The sequence below is a fragment of the Sporolactobacillus sp. PKPK-6 genome, from assembly GCF_056678885.1.
In genome coordinates, this window is record NZ_JBWXPA010000001.1 from 129,411 (window position 1) to 148,516 (window position 19,106).

Genomic DNA, 19,106 nt, shown 5'->3' on the forward strand with positions numbered 1-19,106 from the left:
ATCATCTCTTGCGGATAGAAAGTAACGAAAAAGAGAGGAAATGAAAGAGACGATAAACTCAGGCATGAACAGTCTGAGTTTATCGTCTTAATCTTACCTCTTTTTTTTATGATCTTTTATTGGGAAAAAGAGCATCTTTGAGAATGATAAAAAATAGGATTAGACCGATCGTCAACACAATATGTCCCATTCCCGCCATTCCGGCGATAGCTGCACCGGACGGAGCACTGAGAACATCTCGTGTTCCATGAACAGCCATGACAGCGATGGTCCAAACAACGCCGACATTGTATGTCCAAAAAAACAATGAAAACCGTTTGTTATGGGTGATAGAAAACTGTTTATCCAAAGCAATAAGAATTAAAAAGAAAAACATGCCGAGAATGAGCAAATGGGTATGCAAAATTGAAAGCATAGAGTCCCCTTGAAAATGAAGGGCTTTCGTCAGTTCACGATAGTAAATACCTGAAACAAGCCCCATGATCATGTAAATAAGTGCTGCATTGTATAATTTTTTCATGAACAGAATCTCCCGTCTTATGTATCATTCTCTATTATTATATCGTGATCAAGAGAAATGGATAGAGATTTGCGCTGCTTGTACTGCTCTTGTTACAATTACATCGGGAAGCAAGTGAGGAATCGGAAAACTATCGAGAAAAGCGAGGGAAACGATGACTTTAACCATTGAACACTTGACGAAACGATTTCAAGATTTTCATGCTGTTGATAATCTTAATTTTGTCGCAGAGCAAGGTGAAATATTTGGCTTGATTGGTCAAAACGGTGCGGGGAAGACAACGACATTCCGCATGATTTTGAATTTACTAGCTCCTTCTTCTGGAACGATCAAGTGGGCTGATGCATCGGTTCACACATTGAATCGTGATATGATTGGCTATCTCCCGGAAGAACGCGGTTTGTATCCTAAAATGCCGGTCGAAGATCAGCTCATGTTTTTTGGTCGGTTGCGCGGATGCTCAAAGGCTGCATTGAAAGCGGAGATTGATGATTGGCTGGAACGTTTCTATTTGTCTGACAAAAGAAAGGTACTGACAGAAACACTTTCCAAGGGTAATCAACAAAAGGTGCAATTGATTGCGAGTTTGATTCACAAACCGCGGTTACTTATTCTAGATGAACCTTTTAGCGGACTTGATCCGGTTAACGCCGGTTTGCTTAAGGATGCTATTGTTTCGCTCAAGAAGCAGGGAACCGTGATCATTTTTTCCAGCCATAGAATGGATCATGTGGAAGAGCTATGCGATCACATCTGCCTGCTGAAAAGAGGAAAATCCTTGTTCACAGGAGCAATAATTGATTTAAAGAAACAGTTTGGCAAAATTAATTTAACCATTCGTGGACCGTTTGATGAGATGGAGCTTTCGAAAATTCCAGGAGTCGTTTCCGTTGCGAAAGACAAAGACATGTATCGGTTGCTTTTATCCCACGAAAACGACGCACGGCCGATCTTTCAGATGCTTACCACAGATGGGTTCATCGAGCGGTTCAGTTTAGACTATTTGTCACTTGAAGAGCTCTTTAAACGAAAGGTGGCGAGCACACTTGTCTAAATTTCTGCTGCTGTTTGAACAATCATACATTAGTAAATTGAAAACCAAGTCCTTTTACATCACGACACTAATTATGCTCTTAGGGATCACTGCCTTTTTTATGTGGCCGACAATTAGCGGGTGGTTTTCTTCAAACGAAAAACCAGTGACAATTACAGTCGCTGATCAGACAAAGGGCAGCGCAATTTCCTATTTTAAGAACAATAAAAAAATCATCTTTAAACCGGCAAAGCAAAGTGTAAAGCAAGAAGAACATCGAGTAGTGACGGGCAAAGTAGATGCACTGCTTATTTTATCGTTAAAATCAGGGAGCCAATTAGACGCTCAGCTTCGAACAAAGAAACCTTTCGAATTAAATACCCAGCAAATGCTTGAGGAACAGGTACGGTCTGCAGGTCAGCTGTTTACCATTCAACAACTTAAATTGACTGCGGATCAGGCACAGCGGATCATCGATCAAAAAACAAACTTGAATCAAAAAGTGATTTCTCCTACCGCGGATAAGGGGAAGAGCAGCCAGCAAAAAACGACTGCTACCATTGTTTCGTATGCAGTCGCGTTGATTATCTATTTATTTGTTCTCTCCTATCTGTCGATTATTTCATCTGAAATTGCTGCCGAAAAAGATTCAAGGATTATGGAAATCATTATTTCCAGTACGTCGCCTATTGTGCATTTGCTCTCTCGAGTCTGCGGGGTATTAGCCCTTGCAATGACTCAATTCACTGTTCTAATCGGAGCAGCTTTAATCATGGCCCGCGTCCTTCAATCCGGAAAGTACTGGCACCTGATTAGTGATTTATTTTCATCGCTCACCGCAGGCTATACTGTTTTCGCTATTCTCTTCTTTTTCTTTGCGTGCGTTCTTTACACGCTGTTAGGAGCTGTGCTCGGATCACTCGTTAACAAAGTACAGGATGTAGGTCAAGCGGTTATGCCGGTAACGATGGTGCTCATGGTCGGATTCTTTATTGCGATCAGCGGAATGAGCAATCCGGATACTTTGCTGATCAAAATTTTCTCTTTTATTCCTTTTACCGCATCAATGATTATGCCCATGCGTATTGGTGCAACAGACATGAGCTTATGGCAAGGTTTCCTTTCATTGGTGCTTCTTGGTTTAACCATTGTCGGACTCTTTATTTTCAGTTTGCGTTTCTATCGTGGGTCAGTGCTCACGTACACAAACGGTTCGTTCATCAAGAAAATCAAACAGGCAATTCAGCTTTCCAAATAAACAGCACAAAGAGACTGAAGGCAGATCGGAAGGAGTATGCTTTCGGTCTTTTTTCTTTGAGAATAGCAAACACATTTACCGAAAGTGGTTCAATACCATTAAGTCAATGGTTCATGTCAGTTTTTAAGCGGAAAATTACTTTGACAGATAGAGTAGTTGGCGCTATTATTACTTTATCAGATGGAGTAATTCAGACTGAGATGAGGTGATACTATTCGAAGCGATATTCTAAGAGGACATTTGGATTCAATTATCCTTCGGTTGCTCAAGGATGAGGATTCATATGGTTACGAATTATCCAAGAAAATTAGTAAGAAAACAGATGGAAGATTTGAAATTAAGGAAGCCACGCTTTATGCCATCTTCCAAAGACTCGAAAAAAAACAGTTGATTGAGTCCTATTATGGAGAACGATCTCATGGAGGAAAACGAAAGTATTATCGCATTACAACATTGGGAAAGGCATATTTTCGTGAAATGGTTGATGAATGGCGCGAGGTTAAAGAAATTGTTAATTTATTTATGGAGGAGATTGATTGATGAAACGCTTGACTGCATACACGAATAAATTATTTGAAGACATGCCGGAAGGAGTAGAAACAGAAAAAGTTAAAGAAGAAATTCTCCGCGACTTGGAAGAAAAAGTGTCGGATTTAATTGAGGAAGGCAAAACCGAGGAAGATGCTATCAATAAAGTAATGGTCGAATTTGGTGATATTGAAGAAATTAAACGTGAAATGGATTTGCCACAAACTCCACAAAATCGTAAACAAGAATTAGCACGCCTAAATTTTGGTTTTTCCTTATGGGGAAGCTTTCTTATCATTGCATTGGTTGTTTTTGTAAATTTTTACTATACACCGCATATTATCTGGTTCATTTACCCTTCGTTTGGCATTGCCTGGTGGCCGCTGGCGATGTTTTATCATCTTCATCGCAAGAAACTGGAGAACAGACCATGAGGAAAGATTTGCAAGGATTCGTTGCCTCTGGTTGCATTATGACTGGTGTATTTTTACTTTTGGTCAATATCTTCACAGATGTGGGACATTTCTGGGCGATCTATCCATTGGCATCACTGTTTTGCCCGCTAATCTGGCTGTTCATTGAAAATAAAAAAATTGGAGCGTTTATTGTTTCCCTATTGTTCTTGGCTGCTTGCACGATCCAGAATTTAATTGAGACACCACAATATCTCTGGTATATCTTTATCATTCCGCTGTCTGTGGCGTTTCCCATACTTGTTAGCTTAGGTCGGACAGCTCGGACAAGGACCGCATCTTATATCATCAGTTTTTCTGTCATTATTTTTTATGTGATGCTTAACCTATTCTTTGAACCAAGTTTTTTTTGGAGTATTTTTATAATTTTTGGGCTTGTCTGGTGGCCAATGAGCATGACTTTTGGGAAAAAAGTGCGCATATTCAGTGTCCTTGGTGCAGGTTGGATTTTTTTATTTTTTTTCACATTGAATCTGATCACAACACCCGAAATTTTTTGGGCTATTCATCCAATTTTTGCTGTCCTTTGGTGGCCACTCAGTGTCTTTTTAGCCAAAAAGCCTTTTCAATATGCTGTTCTCGGCGCATCAATGACTATCATTTATTTTTCAGCCATCAACACACTTCTATCTCCAAATCAATTATGGGCTGTTTATCCCGCATTTGTTATTTTCTGGTGGCCGCTTTCTGTATATTATTTCGTGAAATGTCCGGCAAAAGGAAAACAGATTGAAACATAAACACTTTTTTTGAAACATAGTTTGGACAGAATACGTATTAAGTGATACAGTGAATCGAGAATCAAACAACGATATGGATGAATTGAGAAACTTTCATGTACGGCTTGGCTTGGAAAGTTTTTTTTATAAAGGAGAGAATAAATGATGAAGTTGGCAATTGATGCTATGGGTGGAGATCATGCACCGGAAGCAATCGTTGAAGGGACGTTAAAGGCACTAAATGAATTCCCTGAACTGCAGATCACACTTGTAGGCGATCAGGATAAACTGGTTAATTTGGTAGGCAAACAGGATCGCATTGAGATTCTTCACACTACAGAGAAAATTGAAGGTACGGATGCACCCGTTCAAGCCGTTCGGCGAAAAAAACAAGCGTCGATGGTACTGGCTGTTCAAGAGGTTCGGGAAAAACGATGCGATGCAGCGATTTCTGCCGGAAATACCGGTGCTTTGATGGCTTCCGGTTTATTTGGTGTCGGCCGCATTAAAGGAATCGATCGTCCTGCACTTGCACCGACTTTACCCACCATTCATCAAAATAAAGGGTTTTTGTTCCTCGATGTGGGTGCCAATGCGGAGACAAAGCCTGAAAACATGTTGCAGTATGCAATTATGGGTGCAATCTACGCTGAGAAAGTAATGCATCGGCCCAATCCGAGAATTGGTTTGCTGAATATAGGCGAAGAACCGGGCAAGGGCAACGAATTAGTCAAAGAAGCGTACAAATTATTGAGCAATGCACCGATAAACTTTGTTGGCAACGTTGAATCGCGTGAATTGCTTGAAGGTCCGGCGGATGTAATTGTTGCCGATGGATTTTCCGGTAATATGGTACTCAAAAGCATTGAGGGAACGGCAATGTCATTGATGAAACTGCTTAAGGAAACACTAGGCGGTTCCTTATATACCAAAGTACTCACCGGTCTTATGTATGGTAAATTAAAATCGGTAAAGCAGCACATGGATACATCAGCATACGGTGGCGCTTTGCTCTTTGGCTTAGCAGCTCCAATCATTAAAGTGCATGGTGCGGCAAAGAGCGAAGCTGTCTATACTGCGATTAAGCAGGCACAGCTTTTGATTAAAGAAGATGTTGTCGGTACAATCGAACACACTTTTCATGACAAACAATATGACTGGATGAACAGCAAAGCATAATATAAGGAAACAAAAAAAGCTCGGGCATATGCCCGAGCTTTTTTGTACTATAAGTAAGTATACAAATTTTTAAGGAAAATAGTATAAATGATCCGGGATAACGCCATATCCTTTGGCGACGCGGATACTTGGTCATTCATAACCGTCGCAACTAAGTTTTCGTCTTCGTCAGAGGCTTGACGAAGTCAAGTTTTCTAATGTTACTAATCCCACTGATAAGGCGTTTCTTGGTAGACGTAATAGTTCAGCCAGTTTGAAAATAAAAGATGCGCATGAGACCGCCAATTATTTATCGGTTGTTTTTCAGAATTATCATTTGGAAAGTAGTGCTTTGGCAAATTTGGTGTCATGTTTTTATTTAAATCACGATGATATTCTTTTGCAAGTGTTCCCGTATCATATTCCAGATGACCTGTGATCATGATCTGTTTTCCTTTGTTTGCCATCATTATGAACGGCCCTGCTTCTTCGGAACGTGCAAGTACATGAATTTCCGGATGTTTCGCGAGTGCTAAGCGATCAACATCTGTGTAGCGCGAATGAGGTGCAAAAAAAACATCATCAAATCCACGCAGCAATTTTTCCTTAGGATCACAAAGAGAATGGCTGAATACGCCTGACAACTTTTCAAGATATGGCACTTTATTAATGCCAAAATGATAGTACAAGGCAGCTTGAGCTCCCCAACAAATATGCAGGGTTGAGGTGACGTGACTCTTCGACCAATGCATAATTTCTTTCAGTTCTGCCCAATAATCCACTTCAGTAAAAGGCAGCCGTTCTACAGGTGCACCGGTAATGATCATACCGTCGAATTTTTTTTCTCTTACTTCATCAAAAACAGTGTAAAACTGATCAAGGTGAAGATGACTTGTATTTTTTGATTGATGAGAAGCCGTTTTCATGAAAGAGATATTAACTTGAAGCGGCGTATTGCCAAGATGGCGAAGCAGCTGAGTTTCTTCCATTTCCTTTTCCGGCATTAAATTCAAAATTAATATATTAAGCGGACGGATGTCCTGAGTGGTTGCTCGATCTTCATCCATGACGAAGATGTTTTCATTTTCCAAAACCTCCCTCGCAGGAAGCAATTTAGGTATTTTTATTGGCATAACATCAGTTCTCCTCATGGTATACTTGGCATTATTATTATAATCTTTTTTAAATAATGCTTCTAGTTTGTTTGAGAAAATCTGTGCTAAAGAAAATGACGAAGAATGTCGAGAATAAAGATATAGTCCATTTGGCACAGAAATTGTGGAAGCGGGTGAATGATACAGAATTTAAGCTTCGCATGAAGTTAGAGTAAAGTTTCAATTTTATTATATTATCATAAATGATAGAAAAAAAGATATTATACTCGTCAGGGGAGGGTCTTTAATGCTGCAATTGCGTCTGATGCATGCGTTAAATAGAGAGATTGGTAACGAATCCGAAAAAGTGTTTGAAGGAATATCCAGAGGACGAAAAAAAGCGTTGGACGACTGGTTTCGTGACCGCTGGGTTGAATTGGAAAATGCTAATCAAATTGCTTACAGTTATGATGAACGTGGCAAGAAAGTTATCGACATAATGAAAAAACAAATAGCGCAAAGCAATGACTTTATTGAATTTATGCTCCTTGATGAGAACGGAAAGGTTATCGTAACAACCTGCGACAAGCATATTGGAATGCAATTGGCTGAACTTCCGAATTACATACAAGCGATGGATCATCAAAAACTTATGTACGGACCCTATTCGGACGCACGTACATTGGATATTGACTTAAGTGATTATCATTTCGCGGACGAAGTGACCTTAATGTTTTCTTTGCCAGTTGCTAATGGCAAAGGTGTCCCAAGGGTATTTATGGGACGCGTTTTGAATGACCGAATGAGCAATGTTATTCAAGATGAGGATACTCATGTTTATAAAGATTCTGGAGACAACTATCTTTTTATGGTGAAAACCGATCGGGATATACTCCCGGGAACAGCGATTTCACGCAGTCGATTTGAAGATGATACGTTTACGCTTGGCGATAATTTGAAGGACGGCGTTCGCACAGCAAAATGGGGTAAAGTTCAAATAGAGAAACATACCGAATTCGAGATTCGCTTTACAGATCCTAAGACCAAAGAACTGCATCCTGGTGTTAAAAATACAATTGAAAATGGAAATAATTTAGATACATGGCCGGGATATCCGGATTATCGGCATATCATGGTTGGAGGGAAAGGAACGTTGATACGACCGCCGCACTCTGATGAGATCTGGGGGATGATGTGCGAAGGGGATATTTCGGAAATTTATGATTTTAAAAGTTTAAATTTCAGAATACCTCTCTATTTTTCAGTCGGAAGCGCACTTGCTCTAGCATTAAATGGTATCGGTTTTTATCTTTCATTCCAAATCGGAATCTGGTGTACGCTAGCCACTTGGATTGCACTTATTTTGTCGGTTCTTCTTTCAACGAGGCGTATGGTGACCTCTCCAATTAAAAAAACAGTAAACATTCTTCATGAAATTGCTGAAGGAGAAGGCGATTTAACGAAAAGGCTGGATAAAAATTCTTATGATGAAATTGGCGAATTATCTCGCTGGTTCAATAAATTTATCAATAGCCAAATGATGATGATTAAGCGTGTCGGTATATCAGCAAATTCATCGAAAAATGTCGTGACAACAGTCTCGAAGATGACAAAAAGTATTGCCGGAGGAATGGATCTTGTAGGCAGTACTGTAGATGAGCTGATTACAACTGCAAAGATGCAAAATAATGTGTTCCAGAACGCGCGTGATCATTTTAACGGTCTTTCTTCTTCCATACAAGAAATGGGATCGCTGATCCATGTAGTAAGCGCGAATACCGATGATACAAAGGAGCATACGATCAGAGCAAATAAGGCATCAACGTATGCACTTGAATTGGTAAATGATCTCGAACACGAAATGAGCGGAACAATGAAGCGCATTGATCAATTACATACGCACTCTGAAATGATTACCAAAGCAGTAATCGTAATTAAAGACATTAGTGAACAGACTCAGCTCCTTGCGCTGAACGCTGCAATCGAGGCCGCTCGTGCCGGTGAAGCCGGAAAGGGATTTGCAGTTGTCGCTAAAGAAGTGTCAAAACTGGCCGAACAAACTGAAGAAGCGACACAATCGGTTGGCAATCTCGTACGTAACATTCAAGATGAAACAAAACGAACCCTAATTGATATAAGGAATACGAACGATAAAGTAAATCAATCGACAGCGCAAATAAAATCGACCATCGAAACTTTTAATAATATTACAAATAATGTTGGCGACATTTCTAAAAAAACGGATCAATTGCTGGAAATAACAACAAAAGAGAGCAGGGATCTGGATGGAATCGTTCAGTCAATAAATCGCTCTGCAGACGAGATTAAAATGAAAACCGCACAAGATGCATCAAGCAGCGAGGCATCAATTGACAAGCTGCGCTCTGTAAATGAAGAGATTAGTCGCTTGAATCAAATCACAGATAATTTGGATTATACATCGAATCAGCTGCAAGAAATGGTAACCTCATTCAAAACTGTATAAGCTTTTTTTAATAAACCAGTCATTTTTTGATTGGTTTATTTTATTTATTGCATTTATCGAAAAAATGGTACTTTTTAATCAAATATTTTTAAGTTACTAGCAGCCTTAAAAGAAAGCGGTTAACGTATCGGTACAATCAGCTTTTTGAAATGCAAGAAAAAAGAGATTATTCAAATACATTGTCAGATATTATGACATAGATAATGACTATAGTCTTATAATAAATTATTATGTTTTTAAAGAGCCGCATTAAAAAAGAGAGAAACAGTAGAAATAAATTGCGGGGGTGAGTCCTACATAAAACTATCTGAGTTTTTAGAGTTGTTCCGTTTTTATAAAAAGGAGGGTTAAAATGAATTTTAGAAAAATTATCCCATTATTGGCTGCAGTAGTATTATTATTAGGAGTTATTGGCGGTTGCTCTTCAAAATCAGGTGGTTCTAATGGTAAGACTGTAATTGAAATCGGAAGTCAATCACCGCTTTCAGGCGGTAGTGCGACACTTGGCGATGCGATTCGTCTCGGTGCTGAATTAGCAATTGATGACCAACAAGCAGCATTTGCTAAGAAGGGTTTTACGATTAAGCTGAAGGATTTGGATGATCAGGGCGATCCTAAAAAAGGTGTTGCCAATGCCCAAATTCTTGCTTCTGACAAGAACGTACTCGCTCTTGTCGGTCACTTAAACTCAGGCGTTGCGATTCCTTCTTCGGAAGTTTATGAAAAGAATAACCTGGCTATGGTTTCTCCGGCTACGACAGCGACGGTTGTCACAGACCGTGGACTAAAAACTGTTAACCGTATCTGTGCGCGTGACGACTTCCAAGGCCCAGCCGGTGCGAACTATGCAGTTAAGACTTTGAAAGCTAAGAAAATTTTTATCATCCAAGATAAAACTGCTTACGGTTCTGGTCTTGCAGAACAATTCAGAGATCAAGCAAAGAAACTTGGTGCTGATATTGTCGGTTACGAAGGTATTACTGTAGGTGAAAAAGACTTCAATGGTGTTATCAGCCAGGCAATGACAAAGAAACCTGACCTTATCTATTTTGGCGGTGTTTATGCTGAAGGCGGCTTGATCATCAAACAAGCACGTCAAAAAGGATTTACCGGACCGATCATGGGCGGTGATGGTCTTGACTCCTCATCAACCGTACAAATCGCTGGAGACGCAGTTAAAGGTGTATACCTGACTTCTGTTGCCGGAGATGTTTCAAAAACGGAAAAAGGTCAGGCATTTGCCAAGAAATATAAAGAAAAGTTCGGCAAGAATGTTGAATCTTATTCAGCATACGGCTATGATGCTGCCGGCGTTATTCTTAAAGGACTTATGAACGCGATTAACGACAATGACGGCAAAAAGCCATCTCGTGAACAAGTTATGAAAGCGATCCGTGCAGTCCAAGACTATGACGGAGTAACAACGAAAGTAAGCTTTGATAATAAAGGCGACAACAAATTCGCTAAAGTTTACATCTACAACTTTGAACAAGCGAAATACCCGCCGGTACAAAAAGCTGAAATCAGCCAATAATAGCCTGCTCTCAAAGATTTGAGTGTCTTAATGACATTTATGAATAACTGATGTGGACTAAAAGGGTATGGAGCACTAAGGCTATACCCTTTTAGGATTTTTTTAGAAAGATATCACATAGTACAAGTCGGAAAATGATCTGCACTTTACAAATACATCCATATTAACAACTCGTAAGGAAAGTGGTGAGATAATGCTCGCACATATTCTTCAGAACTTGCCCCAAGTACTCATTGATGGTCTGACGCTAGGCGTTGTCTATGCAGTCGTCGCAATAGGCTATACAATGGTTTACGGGATTCTGGAATTGATTAACTTCGCTCATGGCGACGTATTCATGACAGGTGCTTTTATGGGAGCAGTTGTGCTCTTTATTATGATGGGGTTAGGTTTTTTATCGGCAATGCCTGCTCTAATCGTTTTCTTAATTGTGATTGTTATCGCGGCGATCGCAACAGGATTGCTCGGCGTTGGTATCGAGCGTGTTGCGTATCGACCTTTACGACGGAAAAACGCGCCGAAACTGATCGCGCTGATTACATCCATTGGCATCTCGTTTGTACTTGAGGATGCGGTTCGGTTTATCGCGGAACTCAAAACTGGAAACTATATTGTTACGGCTCCGTCAATGTTTAATCATAAGTTCAATATTGATATCCATCATGTGATTCCTTATTTTAATAATGCGACATTTCAGGGCTCATTCTTGGTTGTTCTGATTGTAACAATCGTTATGCTGGTTTCACTTGATTTGTTTGTAAACAAAACGAAATGGGGCATGGCAATGCGTGCCGTTGCCCAAGATCGTGATACTGCTTCATTGATGACAATCAACGTTAACCGTGTTATCTCGGTCACATTCTTTATAGGGTCTGCTCTCGGTGGTGCAACCGGTGTATTGTTTATGATTCAATATGGAACCATTGATCCTTATATCGGTTTCATTTTGGGAATAAAGGCATTTACGGCTGCTGTCCTTGGAGGAATTGGAAATATCCGCGGTGCAATGTTTGGTGGTGTTATGCTTGGACTGCTTGAAATGTTTGCAGCGGCTAATCTTTCAATTATTACTCATGGTGCAATGGGCGCCGAATACAAAGACGTGTTTGCTTTCATCATATTGATTCTGGTACTTATCTTTAAACCAGAAGGCTTGTTTGGCAAAGCCGTCGTAGAGAAAGTGTAGGTGACAAGTGTGAGTGCATTGTTTGAAAAATTAACGCAAAGCAAAAAGAATCAGATCATCTTGTTCATTGCGTACGTCTTCCTAACAGGAGCAGGGCTTTTCCTTCTTCCTGATTCAACGATCGCGTTCTTGCTGTTGCTTTTCTCGATTTTGATTTTGTATTACCTTAATTTCAATCTTAGAGCCAAATGGGTCACAGGAATTGTCATTCTGGCGGCTATTGTTCCTTTTATTGCAAGTCACAGTGATTCCTACCAAACATACATGGAAGTTGGTACACTCGTTGGTATTTATTGTGCGATGGCATTAGGACTAAACATCGTAGTCGGTTTTGCCGGATTGCTTGATCTTGGGTTCATTGCCTTTTTTGCAGTCGGTGCATATTCCTATGCAATATTTGCCAGCGGTCAGGCATCAAAGTTTATGCCTTTTGGTCACTACCCGCTTCCCGGGGGCACATTTTGGATCTTTATTATTGTAGGGGCGTGCGTTGCAGCAATTTTCGGTATTCTCCTTGGTATACCGGTATTGCGTGTTCGCGGTGACTATCTTGCTATTGTTACGCTAGGCTTCGGGGAAATTATTAGAATCTTGCTTAACAATATGGATCACCCGATCAATATTACAAACGGTTCGATGGGTATTGCTTCGATTACTCCACCAAACTTCTTTGGAATAAGTATCGGGAGCTCCAGTCAGTTTTACTATATTGCCTTCGGTATTTTTCTGGTGGTCATCTATGTAGTCCGCAAGTTAGAAAATTCAAAGCTGGGCAGATCATGGAAGGCAGTTCGTGACAATGAAATTGCTGCCCAAGCGATGGGTATTCCGCTTGTGAAAACAAAACTTGCTGCTTTTGCAATTGGCGCTTCCTTCTCAGGTATGATGGGTGTTGTCTTTGCAGCAAAGCAAATGTTTGTCGATGCAACCAGCTTTACATATCTGGAATCAACAATGGTTCTGGTTATGGTTATTCTCGGAGGCATGGGAAGTGTTCCAGGCGTCATTCTAGGTGCAGCGGTTGTTATTATCCTAAGAACTCAAGTGCTGACGAACATTTCGAACTGGTTATCATCAATGAGTACGGATTACGGCATTTCGATTCCGCCGGCACTTTCACCCGAGAAAATGCAGCTGCTTATTTTTGGCCTTTTGCTCATCATCTTCGCCTTATATCGTACACAGGGGTTGATACCGCACAAAAATAGGAAGGTAGACGTTGAACTACTGAAAAAAGAATCCGAAAAAGCGGCATTAGCTCGTGAAAAAGCAACATCAGGAGGTACCGAATCGTGAATATTTTGGAAGTGAAAAATCTTACCAAACAATTCGGGGGTTTGACGGCAACCTCTAATATTAATATGAATGTTGAAAAAAATTCAATTACTGCTGTTATCGGGCCAAACGGTGCCGGCAAAACGACTTTCTTCAACATGATTACCGCTGTTTATAAACCGACAGCAGGCGATATTCTGCTCAATGGGAAATCACTGGTTGGTCTGAAGCCTCACCAGGTATCACACTATGGAATTACACGAACCTTTCAGAACATCCGCTTATTTAATGATATGACGGTTCTGGAAAATGTGATGGTGGGGATGCATCAAAATCTTAAAGCTCATTGGGTAGGCACGCTGCTTCAATTACCACATATTCGGAAGATGGAAGAGAAGGCAAAAGTTGAAGCCTATGATATCTTGAAATATGTTGGGTTAGAGGATTATGTTAATGAAAACGCCGGTAATCTCGCATACGGTGCACAGCGTCGATTGGAGATCGGGCGTGCTATGGCTGCAAAACCGAAAGTACTGCTTTTGGATGAACCGGCAGCAGGAATGAATCCTAAAGAAACCGAACGTTTGACAAATTTGATCTACGATTTACGGTCCAAGCTTGATGTAACGATTATCCTTATTGAACACGACATGAAGCTGGTTATGAAAATATCCGACTTTATTTATGTGCTGGACCATGGTGAACTCATTGCCTCTGGGAAACCCGACGAGATCAGAAACAACAAGAGAGTTATTGAAGCATACCTCGGCAAGGGGGCGATCGCAAATGGCTGAAACACTTTCAAATCATTTTCTTGAAGTAAAAAAAATTGATAGTTTTTACAGTCAAATTCAAGCACTTAACGGCATTGACTTGTTTATAGATAAAGGAGAAATAGTGACCTTGATCGGGAGCAATGGTGCTGGGAAATCAACAACATTGAAATCCATTAGCGGGCAAGTCCGTCCTAAGAGCGGTTCAATTATTTTTGACGGCAAGGAAATAACGAAATATCAAGCGCATCAAACCGCATTGCTTGGCATTGCTCAGGTTCCTGAGGGACGTCGTATTTTCCCACGACTTTCCGTGCGGGAAAATCTGCAAATCGGTGCATTTTCTGTTAAAGATAAAAGCGTGATTACTGAACGAATGGAACGTGTTTTTACTTATTTTCCGCGATTAAAAGAACGATTAAACCAAAAAGGCGGAACAATGAGTGGCGGCGAGCAGCAGATGCTTGCGATCGGGCGTGCACTGATGATGAAGCCAAAGTTGTTAATGCTTGACGAACCGTCAATGGGGCTTGCACCAATCATAGTTGAACAAATTTTCGATATTATCCAAGAAATGAATAAAGAAGGAATGACCATCCTGCTTGTTGAACAAAATGCGTACCAAGCATTGCAAATTGCCGATAGAGGTTACGTTATCCAAACCGGGCAAATTGTGCTTCATGGCGAAGGGGACGAATTGATGAAAAACGAACAGGTTCGAGAAGCCTATCTTGCTTGAACGGATTTATGTTTTCACATCTATTTAACTTTAGACAGCTGGATTAACTTTTTGTTAATCCAGCTGTCTTTATATCTGTTTCTATAATTAAACCAGTGTCTAATATTTGATCAGTCGTTCTTGCAACACGTATAATAATAAATATCATCTATTGATTTAAAGGGGGCATTCATTCATGAATGGGCTGCGAAGAACGTTGTTCCATTCCTTGAAGAGACTGTTGTCTAGTAATAAATGTGCACTCTGCCATCAGCATGTTCCGGGAATGAGAAAATATGTAGATGATCATGGCAATCAAATAAATATTTGTCCTGCTTGCAGTACTTACGCGGAGCGAAGGGCTTATAGAAAAGTGAAGTAAAAGAAAGGGTGATCATGAATGGCCGTGCAACAAAAAACATACTCGGCTGAAAGTGCAGATATAAAGCACTTTGTTTCGGGAGAAAAGAAGAAGAACGATCACTATTTACATGCCGTTATTCATTTTGATGGAATGATTGATGAAAATGTTCTGATTCAAGCAATTCAGGCGACTTTGTCATCATTGCCCCTTCTTTCATGTCGCTATGTTGAACAGAATGATAAGGCGTATTGGGAAGAAACAGGTTGGAAAGCACAGACTATGGTGCATGTTGAAGAAACTGATGATCGGGAATCGGCAATTCAAAAAAATTTAACGGTGAAACTGAATGAAAAAAAAGGTCCGCAGTTGCGAATTTCTGTAATTAGAAAAAATAAAAAGGATTCGCTTGCGATTGTCTTGAATCATATGATTTGCGATGGTGGAGGATTCAAAGAGTATTTATATTTGTTGAGTTCCTGTTATTCGCGTATTGCAAGTGGCGAATCGTTATTGGACGATCCGTATCTTCCTGATCCAACAGCACGCAGTATTTATCAAATTTTTGACACGATGAATGATCAGCAATTAGATCAAATCAAGAACGCACAGTTAACAAATTATGTGCAAAGTGAAAAAGATCATCTTCCACTTAGCGGTGATGAAAATCAACCGTTTATTATTACTCATGAGACGAATGCAGCACGTTTTGACTCTATAAAGAATGATGCAAAAAGCAAGGGAGCAACCATTAATGACGCATTGTTTGCAGCTTATGTCTGTGCGTTATCCGATGTTGTACGGGCTGATCCTATTGTTTTGGATTGTCCGGTTAATTTGCGCGCCTATTTACCGCCAGAAACGCATCCAGGCTTTTGCAATTTAACCTCGAATATTACATGTGTCGTTCCAAGTCATGTTGGAACGACCTTTGAAGAGGCGCTGCTTAGCGTAAAGAAAGCTATGGATGCAGAGAAAAGCAGTCTTGAGCCGCTTCGTGTCTACTGGGACTTGGAAGAAGCCTATCAAACACATTCACTTTCAGAAGCAAAACGAATTTTTCCAAGCATTTATAGCATTCCTGTTAATGGCATGACAAATATAGGTATCATTGATGAAAACAAGTTGGCTTTTGCTGGTCTTGTCATACGTGATGTTTTTATATCCGGTTCGATTAAATACGCCCCTTATTTTCAAATTGCGGTGACCACATTTAGAAAAAAAATGACTTTTTGTACAAATTTTCATGGAACAGATCAGGACAGAACATTTCTTGAAAGATTTGTTAATCGAATGATCGAATTCTTGCCGCACCAGTAAGAAACAAAAAGGAAACCGCATCTTGGTTTCCTTTTTGTTTCTTAGACTATTTGTTTATAGAGCTGGTAGGCTTCTCGACTTATGGTTATTTGATCTGAAGAAGAGGTCATCTGTTCGTTCCGTACTTGTTGAATTTGTCGATCCAACCCGGTAATGCTGGTTTCAATTTTCGTCAGGTTATCTTTAGTCCCACTGGAATTAGATTGAAAATGGATCTGGTCAGCATGGTATTGCAGCGCTCTTTTTTCTTGCTCTAAGGCAGAGAGCTGATTAAATGTGTTTTTCATTGACTGCCCTGTCGTAATAACTGTCCGAACCTGAGGCACCTGCATCAGAATTCACTCCCGGATCATATAGTTTAAAACTAAGTATAGTCACTTATACACTATAGAAAAGTGACTACTGACCCTATTTTTTGTTGAATCTAAGGTGATTAGGTACATGGTCATGAGACAACCTTCTTGTTTAGTGAATGCTTAAACATTTTCCGGTAACAGAAGTAGAGAAAGAGTGCTTTAACCGTGAGATCAATGCCTTGTGCAATCCAAATTCCTGCAATCCCCATCGTTCCACGTACGCCAAGCAAATAGATAAAAACAACGCGAATGCCCCACATTCCGATTGCTGTACTATACATCGGTGTTTTTGTATCGCCTGCACCTTGAAGTGCTCCCGCAAGTACTAAACCGATCGCGAGGGGCGGCATAAAAAATGCATCAATTCTCATGGCGAGCGTTATCATTTCAGCAGTGCTGACCTGATCTGTAAACCATGCTGCAAAAAATGGAGTCATAAAGAACAGCAGAATGCCTGTAATACACATAATAACAACTGAAATGATTGCAGTCAGCAACCCGTAAGAATATGCTTCCTTGTATCTTTTTGCACCAAGCTCTTTTCCCACGAGCACGGTTGCTGCAACACTCAATCCCAGTCCGGGAAGATATGCGAACGTTTCAATATTTTCCGCAATTGTATTTGCTGCATATATTTCTGTTCCCATGTGGACGATTAAGCCAAGATAGACCACTTGACCGAGACGCATGATTAGTCGTTCCCCGGTAGCCGGAGTGGATAATCGGATAATTTCCCACATAAGACGCTTATTGCGATTTTTCCTTTGCCTTCTTAATGAAAAATGCACTGGAGAATGACGAATTGCTGCATGAAGCATGATAACGCCGATAATTCTTGTGAGTACAGTTGCTGCGGCAGCTCCGCCAACGCCAAAGCCGGTAAATTGGAAGATACCAAAGATCAGCACATAATCAAGCACAATATGAATTAAATTCATCCAAAAACTGATCATCATTGGAGAGACTGTATTTCCGGATGCGCGCAGAACATTTCCAAAATTAATCATTAATGAAATAACAAATGCTGGTGTGCCGACAATACGAAAATAAAGTGCTCCTTGACTGAGCACTTCATCACTGGCACCCATCATACGAAGAAGCTGTTCAGCAAAACATAGGGTAAGCAGACCAAAAAGAAGACCGGCAACCAGCGTAATCCACGTTGATTGTCGAGCCGCTTCTCGTGCTCCCTCTGAATCTCCTGCACCGATATGTTTTGCAATAATTGATGAAGTTCCAATACCAATGGCCATAAATACAGCAATATAGACGGCTAGTAATGTATTAGCAACACCGACTGCAGTTACTTCAGCTAATCCTAACCGTGCAACAAATAATGTGTCGACAAACCCAACAACGGTTTGCAGCAAACTCTCGACCATTGCGGGGATTGCTAAAGCAAGTACCTTGCTGGTTTTCTTCTTTAATACAGCATTCAAGTCGTTTTACACAACCTTTAGTTCATATCTGCATTGATCGTGCCCACAGTTGCCTGCCCAGTTAGTTCCTTTTTTGACACGATGTTCAAGTTTTTATCGAATTCATAGACAACCGGAATCCCGGTAGGAACATCAAAGTGAACAATTGCATCATCGGATATATGTTCAAGAAACTTAACAAGGGCGCGCAGCGTATTACGATGGCTGACGACAAGAACATTTTTTCCTTCTATTAATAAAGGCGCAATGTTGTCAGACCAGAAGGGCAGGACACGTTCCTGTGTTGTTTTCAGGCTTTCTCCGCCAGGTAGCAGCCGCGGATCGACATCATGATAACGCGGGTCGTGAATCGGATGCCTCGGATCAGACAAGTCAAGCATCGGGGGCAGTGCATCATAACTTTTCCGCCAACGGTTAACAAGTTCTTTGCCTTGCTTTTCTGCAGTTTCTGCTTTGTTCAGTCTCTGCAGTGCACCGTAACTCCGTTCATTAAGCCGCCATGTTTTTTGTACCGGCAGCCATTCCTGATTCATTTCTTGTAAAATATAATTTAGTGATCGAATGGATCGTTTCAATACTGATGTAAATGCATGGTCAAATATAATTTGTTGCTGAGCAAGCTTAGTCCCAGCTTTTTTTGCTTCTTCTATTCCTTTTGCTGTAAGATCTACATCTTCCCACCCAGAAAAGAGGTTGGATTCGTTAAATGCGCTTTCCCCATGTCGCACAATAACTAATTTCATCATGATACCTCCGTATGCGCACTGATTAAATAGTGTCATTTTTAGTATACTGTATTGAAAACATTTTTCCAATTGCGTCTTGAATCAACAATCAGCGTCGTATACTTGAATTGTAAAGAAGCAAGTATATGTT

At 40.4% G+C, this 19,106-nt stretch carries 18 protein-coding genes; 13 read left to right on the forward strand and 5 right to left on the reverse strand.

What is annotated here, in order from left to right; translation table 11 throughout:
* Positions 1–106: 106 nt before the first annotated feature.
* Positions 107–520, reverse strand: a complete 414-nt coding sequence (locus AC1MBV_RS00680) for a DUF2871 domain-containing protein (RefSeq protein WP_480947331.1) — start codon at positions 518–520, stop codon at positions 107–109.
* A 154-nt stretch (positions 521–674) separates the two neighbouring features.
* Between AC1MBV_RS00680 and AC1MBV_RS00685 the strand changes: the two genes are divergently transcribed.
* The 6 genes from AC1MBV_RS00685 (at position 675) to plsX (ending at position 5,710) form a co-directional block, all read left to right on the forward strand.
* Positions 675–1,574 carry an ABC transporter ATP-binding protein gene (locus AC1MBV_RS00685; protein ID WP_480947332.1) on the forward strand — a complete coding sequence of 300 codons (900 nt, stop codon included), beginning with the start codon at positions 675–677 and terminating at the stop codon, positions 1,572–1,574.
* Positions 1,567–2,811 carry an ABC transporter permease gene (locus AC1MBV_RS00690; protein WP_480947333.1) on the forward strand — a complete coding sequence of 415 codons (1,245 nt, stop codon included), beginning with the start codon at positions 1,567–1,569 and terminating at the stop codon, positions 2,809–2,811. The genes AC1MBV_RS00685 and AC1MBV_RS00690 overlap by 8 nt, the downstream gene beginning before the upstream one ends.
* A gap of 240 nt (positions 2,812–3,051) precedes the next feature.
* On the forward strand, positions 3,052–3,351 hold the full coding sequence (locus AC1MBV_RS00695; RefSeq protein WP_255748127.1) for a PadR family transcriptional regulator: 300 nt from the start codon (positions 3,052–3,054) through the stop codon (positions 3,349–3,351).
* On the forward strand, positions 3,351–3,773 hold the full coding sequence (locus AC1MBV_RS00700; RefSeq protein WP_255748129.1) for a permease prefix domain 1-containing protein: 423 nt from the start codon (positions 3,351–3,353) through the stop codon (positions 3,771–3,773). The genes AC1MBV_RS00695 and AC1MBV_RS00700 overlap by 1 nt, the downstream gene beginning before the upstream one ends.
* 38 nt (positions 3,774–3,811) lie before the next feature.
* Complete coding sequence (locus AC1MBV_RS00705) at positions 3,812–4,552, forward strand: hypothetical protein (protein ID WP_480947334.1); 741 nt, start codon at positions 3,812–3,814, stop codon at positions 4,550–4,552.
* Positions 4,553–4,696: 144 nt separating this feature from the next.
* Positions 4,697–5,710, forward strand: a complete 1,014-nt coding sequence (plsX, locus tag AC1MBV_RS00710) for a phosphate acyltransferase PlsX (RefSeq protein WP_255748198.1) — start codon at positions 4,697–4,699, stop codon at positions 5,708–5,710.
* Between the two features lie 203 nt (positions 5,711–5,913).
* Here the strand turns inward: plsX and metA are convergent, their stop codons facing one another.
* Complete coding sequence (gene metA, locus AC1MBV_RS00715) at positions 5,914–6,822, reverse strand: homoserine O-acetyltransferase MetA (RefSeq protein WP_255748132.1); 909 nt, start codon at positions 6,820–6,822, stop codon at positions 5,914–5,916.
* A 268-nt stretch (positions 6,823–7,090) separates the two neighbouring features.
* Between metA and AC1MBV_RS00720 the strand changes: the two genes are divergently transcribed.
* The 7 genes from AC1MBV_RS00720 (at position 7,091) to AC1MBV_RS00750 (ending at position 16,435) form a co-directional block, all read left to right on the forward strand.
* Positions 7,091–9,268: a methyl-accepting chemotaxis protein gene (locus tag AC1MBV_RS00720; protein WP_480947335.1), complete on the forward strand. Its 2,178-nt coding sequence runs from the start codon at positions 7,091–7,093 to the stop codon at positions 9,266–9,268.
* A gap of 352 nt (positions 9,269–9,620) precedes the next feature.
* Positions 9,621–10,802, forward strand: a complete 1,182-nt coding sequence (locus AC1MBV_RS00725) for a branched-chain amino acid ABC transporter substrate-binding protein (protein ID WP_255748135.1) — start codon at positions 9,621–9,623, stop codon at positions 10,800–10,802.
* 193 nt (positions 10,803–10,995) lie between these two features.
* Positions 10,996–11,988 (forward strand): branched-chain amino acid ABC transporter permease, encoded by a 993-nt coding sequence (locus AC1MBV_RS00730; RefSeq protein ID WP_255748137.1) that lies wholly within the window; start codon positions 10,996–10,998, stop codon positions 11,986–11,988.
* Complete coding sequence (locus AC1MBV_RS00735) at positions 11,989–13,284, forward strand: branched-chain amino acid ABC transporter permease (RefSeq protein WP_255748139.1); 1,296 nt, start codon at positions 11,989–11,991, stop codon at positions 13,282–13,284.
* Positions 13,281–14,057 carry an ABC transporter ATP-binding protein gene (locus AC1MBV_RS00740; RefSeq protein ID WP_255748141.1) on the forward strand — a complete coding sequence of 259 codons (777 nt, stop codon included), beginning with the start codon at positions 13,281–13,283 and terminating at the stop codon, positions 14,055–14,057. The genes AC1MBV_RS00735 and AC1MBV_RS00740 overlap by 4 nt, the downstream gene beginning before the upstream one ends.
* Entirely contained in the window at positions 14,050–14,775 is a 726-nt protein-coding gene (locus AC1MBV_RS00745; protein WP_255748143.1) for an ABC transporter ATP-binding protein, read from the forward strand. Before AC1MBV_RS00740 ends, AC1MBV_RS00745 begins: the two co-directional genes overlap by 8 nt.
* Before the next feature lie 379 nt (positions 14,776–15,154).
* Positions 15,155–16,435 (forward strand): condensation domain-containing protein, encoded by a 1,281-nt coding sequence (locus AC1MBV_RS00750; protein ID WP_255748145.1) that lies wholly within the window; start codon positions 15,155–15,157, stop codon positions 16,433–16,435.
* 41 nt (positions 16,436–16,476) lie between these two features.
* On the opposite strand, the gene AC1MBV_RS00755 is transcribed toward AC1MBV_RS00750, so the two are convergent.
* The 3 genes from AC1MBV_RS00755 to gpmA all read right to left on the reverse strand — a co-directional run bounded on the left by AC1MBV_RS00755 (position 16,477) and on the right by gpmA (position 18,973).
* Positions 16,477–16,767, reverse strand: a complete 291-nt coding sequence (locus tag AC1MBV_RS00755; RefSeq protein WP_255748147.1) for a hypothetical protein — start codon at positions 16,765–16,767, stop codon at positions 16,477–16,479.
* A gap of 113 nt (positions 16,768–16,880) precedes the next feature.
* Positions 16,881–18,230: an MATE family efflux transporter gene (locus tag AC1MBV_RS00760; protein WP_480947336.1), complete on the reverse strand. Its 1,350-nt coding sequence runs from the start codon at positions 18,228–18,230 to the stop codon at positions 16,881–16,883.
* A 17-nt stretch (positions 18,231–18,247) separates the two neighbouring features.
* Positions 18,248–18,973 (reverse strand): 2,3-diphosphoglycerate-dependent phosphoglycerate mutase, encoded by a 726-nt coding sequence (gpmA, locus tag AC1MBV_RS00765; RefSeq protein WP_480947337.1) that lies wholly within the window; start codon positions 18,971–18,973, stop codon positions 18,248–18,250.
* Positions 18,974–19,106: the final 133 nt, after the last annotated feature.

Excerpts from the sequence above, each read along its gene's own strand:
- plsX (WP_255748198.1), top strand. The coding sequence starts at position 4,697 with ATGAAGTTGGCAATTGATGCTATGGGTGGAGATCATGCACCGGAAGCA.
- AC1MBV_RS00680 (WP_480947331.1), bottom strand. The coding sequence starts at position 520 with ATGAAAAAATTATACAATGCAGCACTTATTTACATGATCATGGGGCTT.
- AC1MBV_RS00745 (WP_255748143.1), top strand. The coding sequence starts at position 14,050 with ATGGCTGAAACACTTTCAAATCATTTTCTTGAAGTAAAAAAAATTGAT.
- metA (WP_255748132.1), bottom strand. The coding sequence starts at position 6,822 with ATGCCAATAAAAATACCTAAATTGCTTCCTGCGAGGGAGGTTTTGGAA.
- AC1MBV_RS00720 (WP_480947335.1), top strand. The coding sequence starts at position 7,091 with ATGCTGCAATTGCGTCTGATGCATGCGTTAAATAGAGAGATTGGTAAC.
- AC1MBV_RS00725 (WP_255748135.1), top strand. The coding sequence starts at position 9,621 with ATGAATTTTAGAAAAATTATCCCATTATTGGCTGCAGTAGTATTATTA.
- AC1MBV_RS00730 (WP_255748137.1), top strand. The coding sequence starts at position 10,996 with ATGCTCGCACATATTCTTCAGAACTTGCCCCAAGTACTCATTGATGGT.
- AC1MBV_RS00685 (WP_480947332.1), top strand. The coding sequence starts at position 675 with ATGACTTTAACCATTGAACACTTGACGAAACGATTTCAAGATTTTCAT.
- AC1MBV_RS00700 (WP_255748129.1), top strand. The coding sequence starts at position 3,351 with ATGAAACGCTTGACTGCATACACGAATAAATTATTTGAAGACATGCCG.
- gpmA (WP_480947337.1), bottom strand. The coding sequence starts at position 18,973 with ATGAAATTAGTTATTGTGCGACATGGGGAAAGCGCATTTAACGAATCC.
- AC1MBV_RS00705 (WP_480947334.1), top strand. The coding sequence starts at position 3,812 with ATGACTGGTGTATTTTTACTTTTGGTCAATATCTTCACAGATGTGGGA.
- AC1MBV_RS00755 (WP_255748147.1), bottom strand. The coding sequence starts at position 16,767 with ATGCAGGTGCCTCAGGTTCGGACAGTTATTACGACAGGGCAGTCAATG.
- AC1MBV_RS00750 (WP_255748145.1), top strand. The coding sequence starts at position 15,155 with ATGGCCGTGCAACAAAAAACATACTCGGCTGAAAGTGCAGATATAAAG.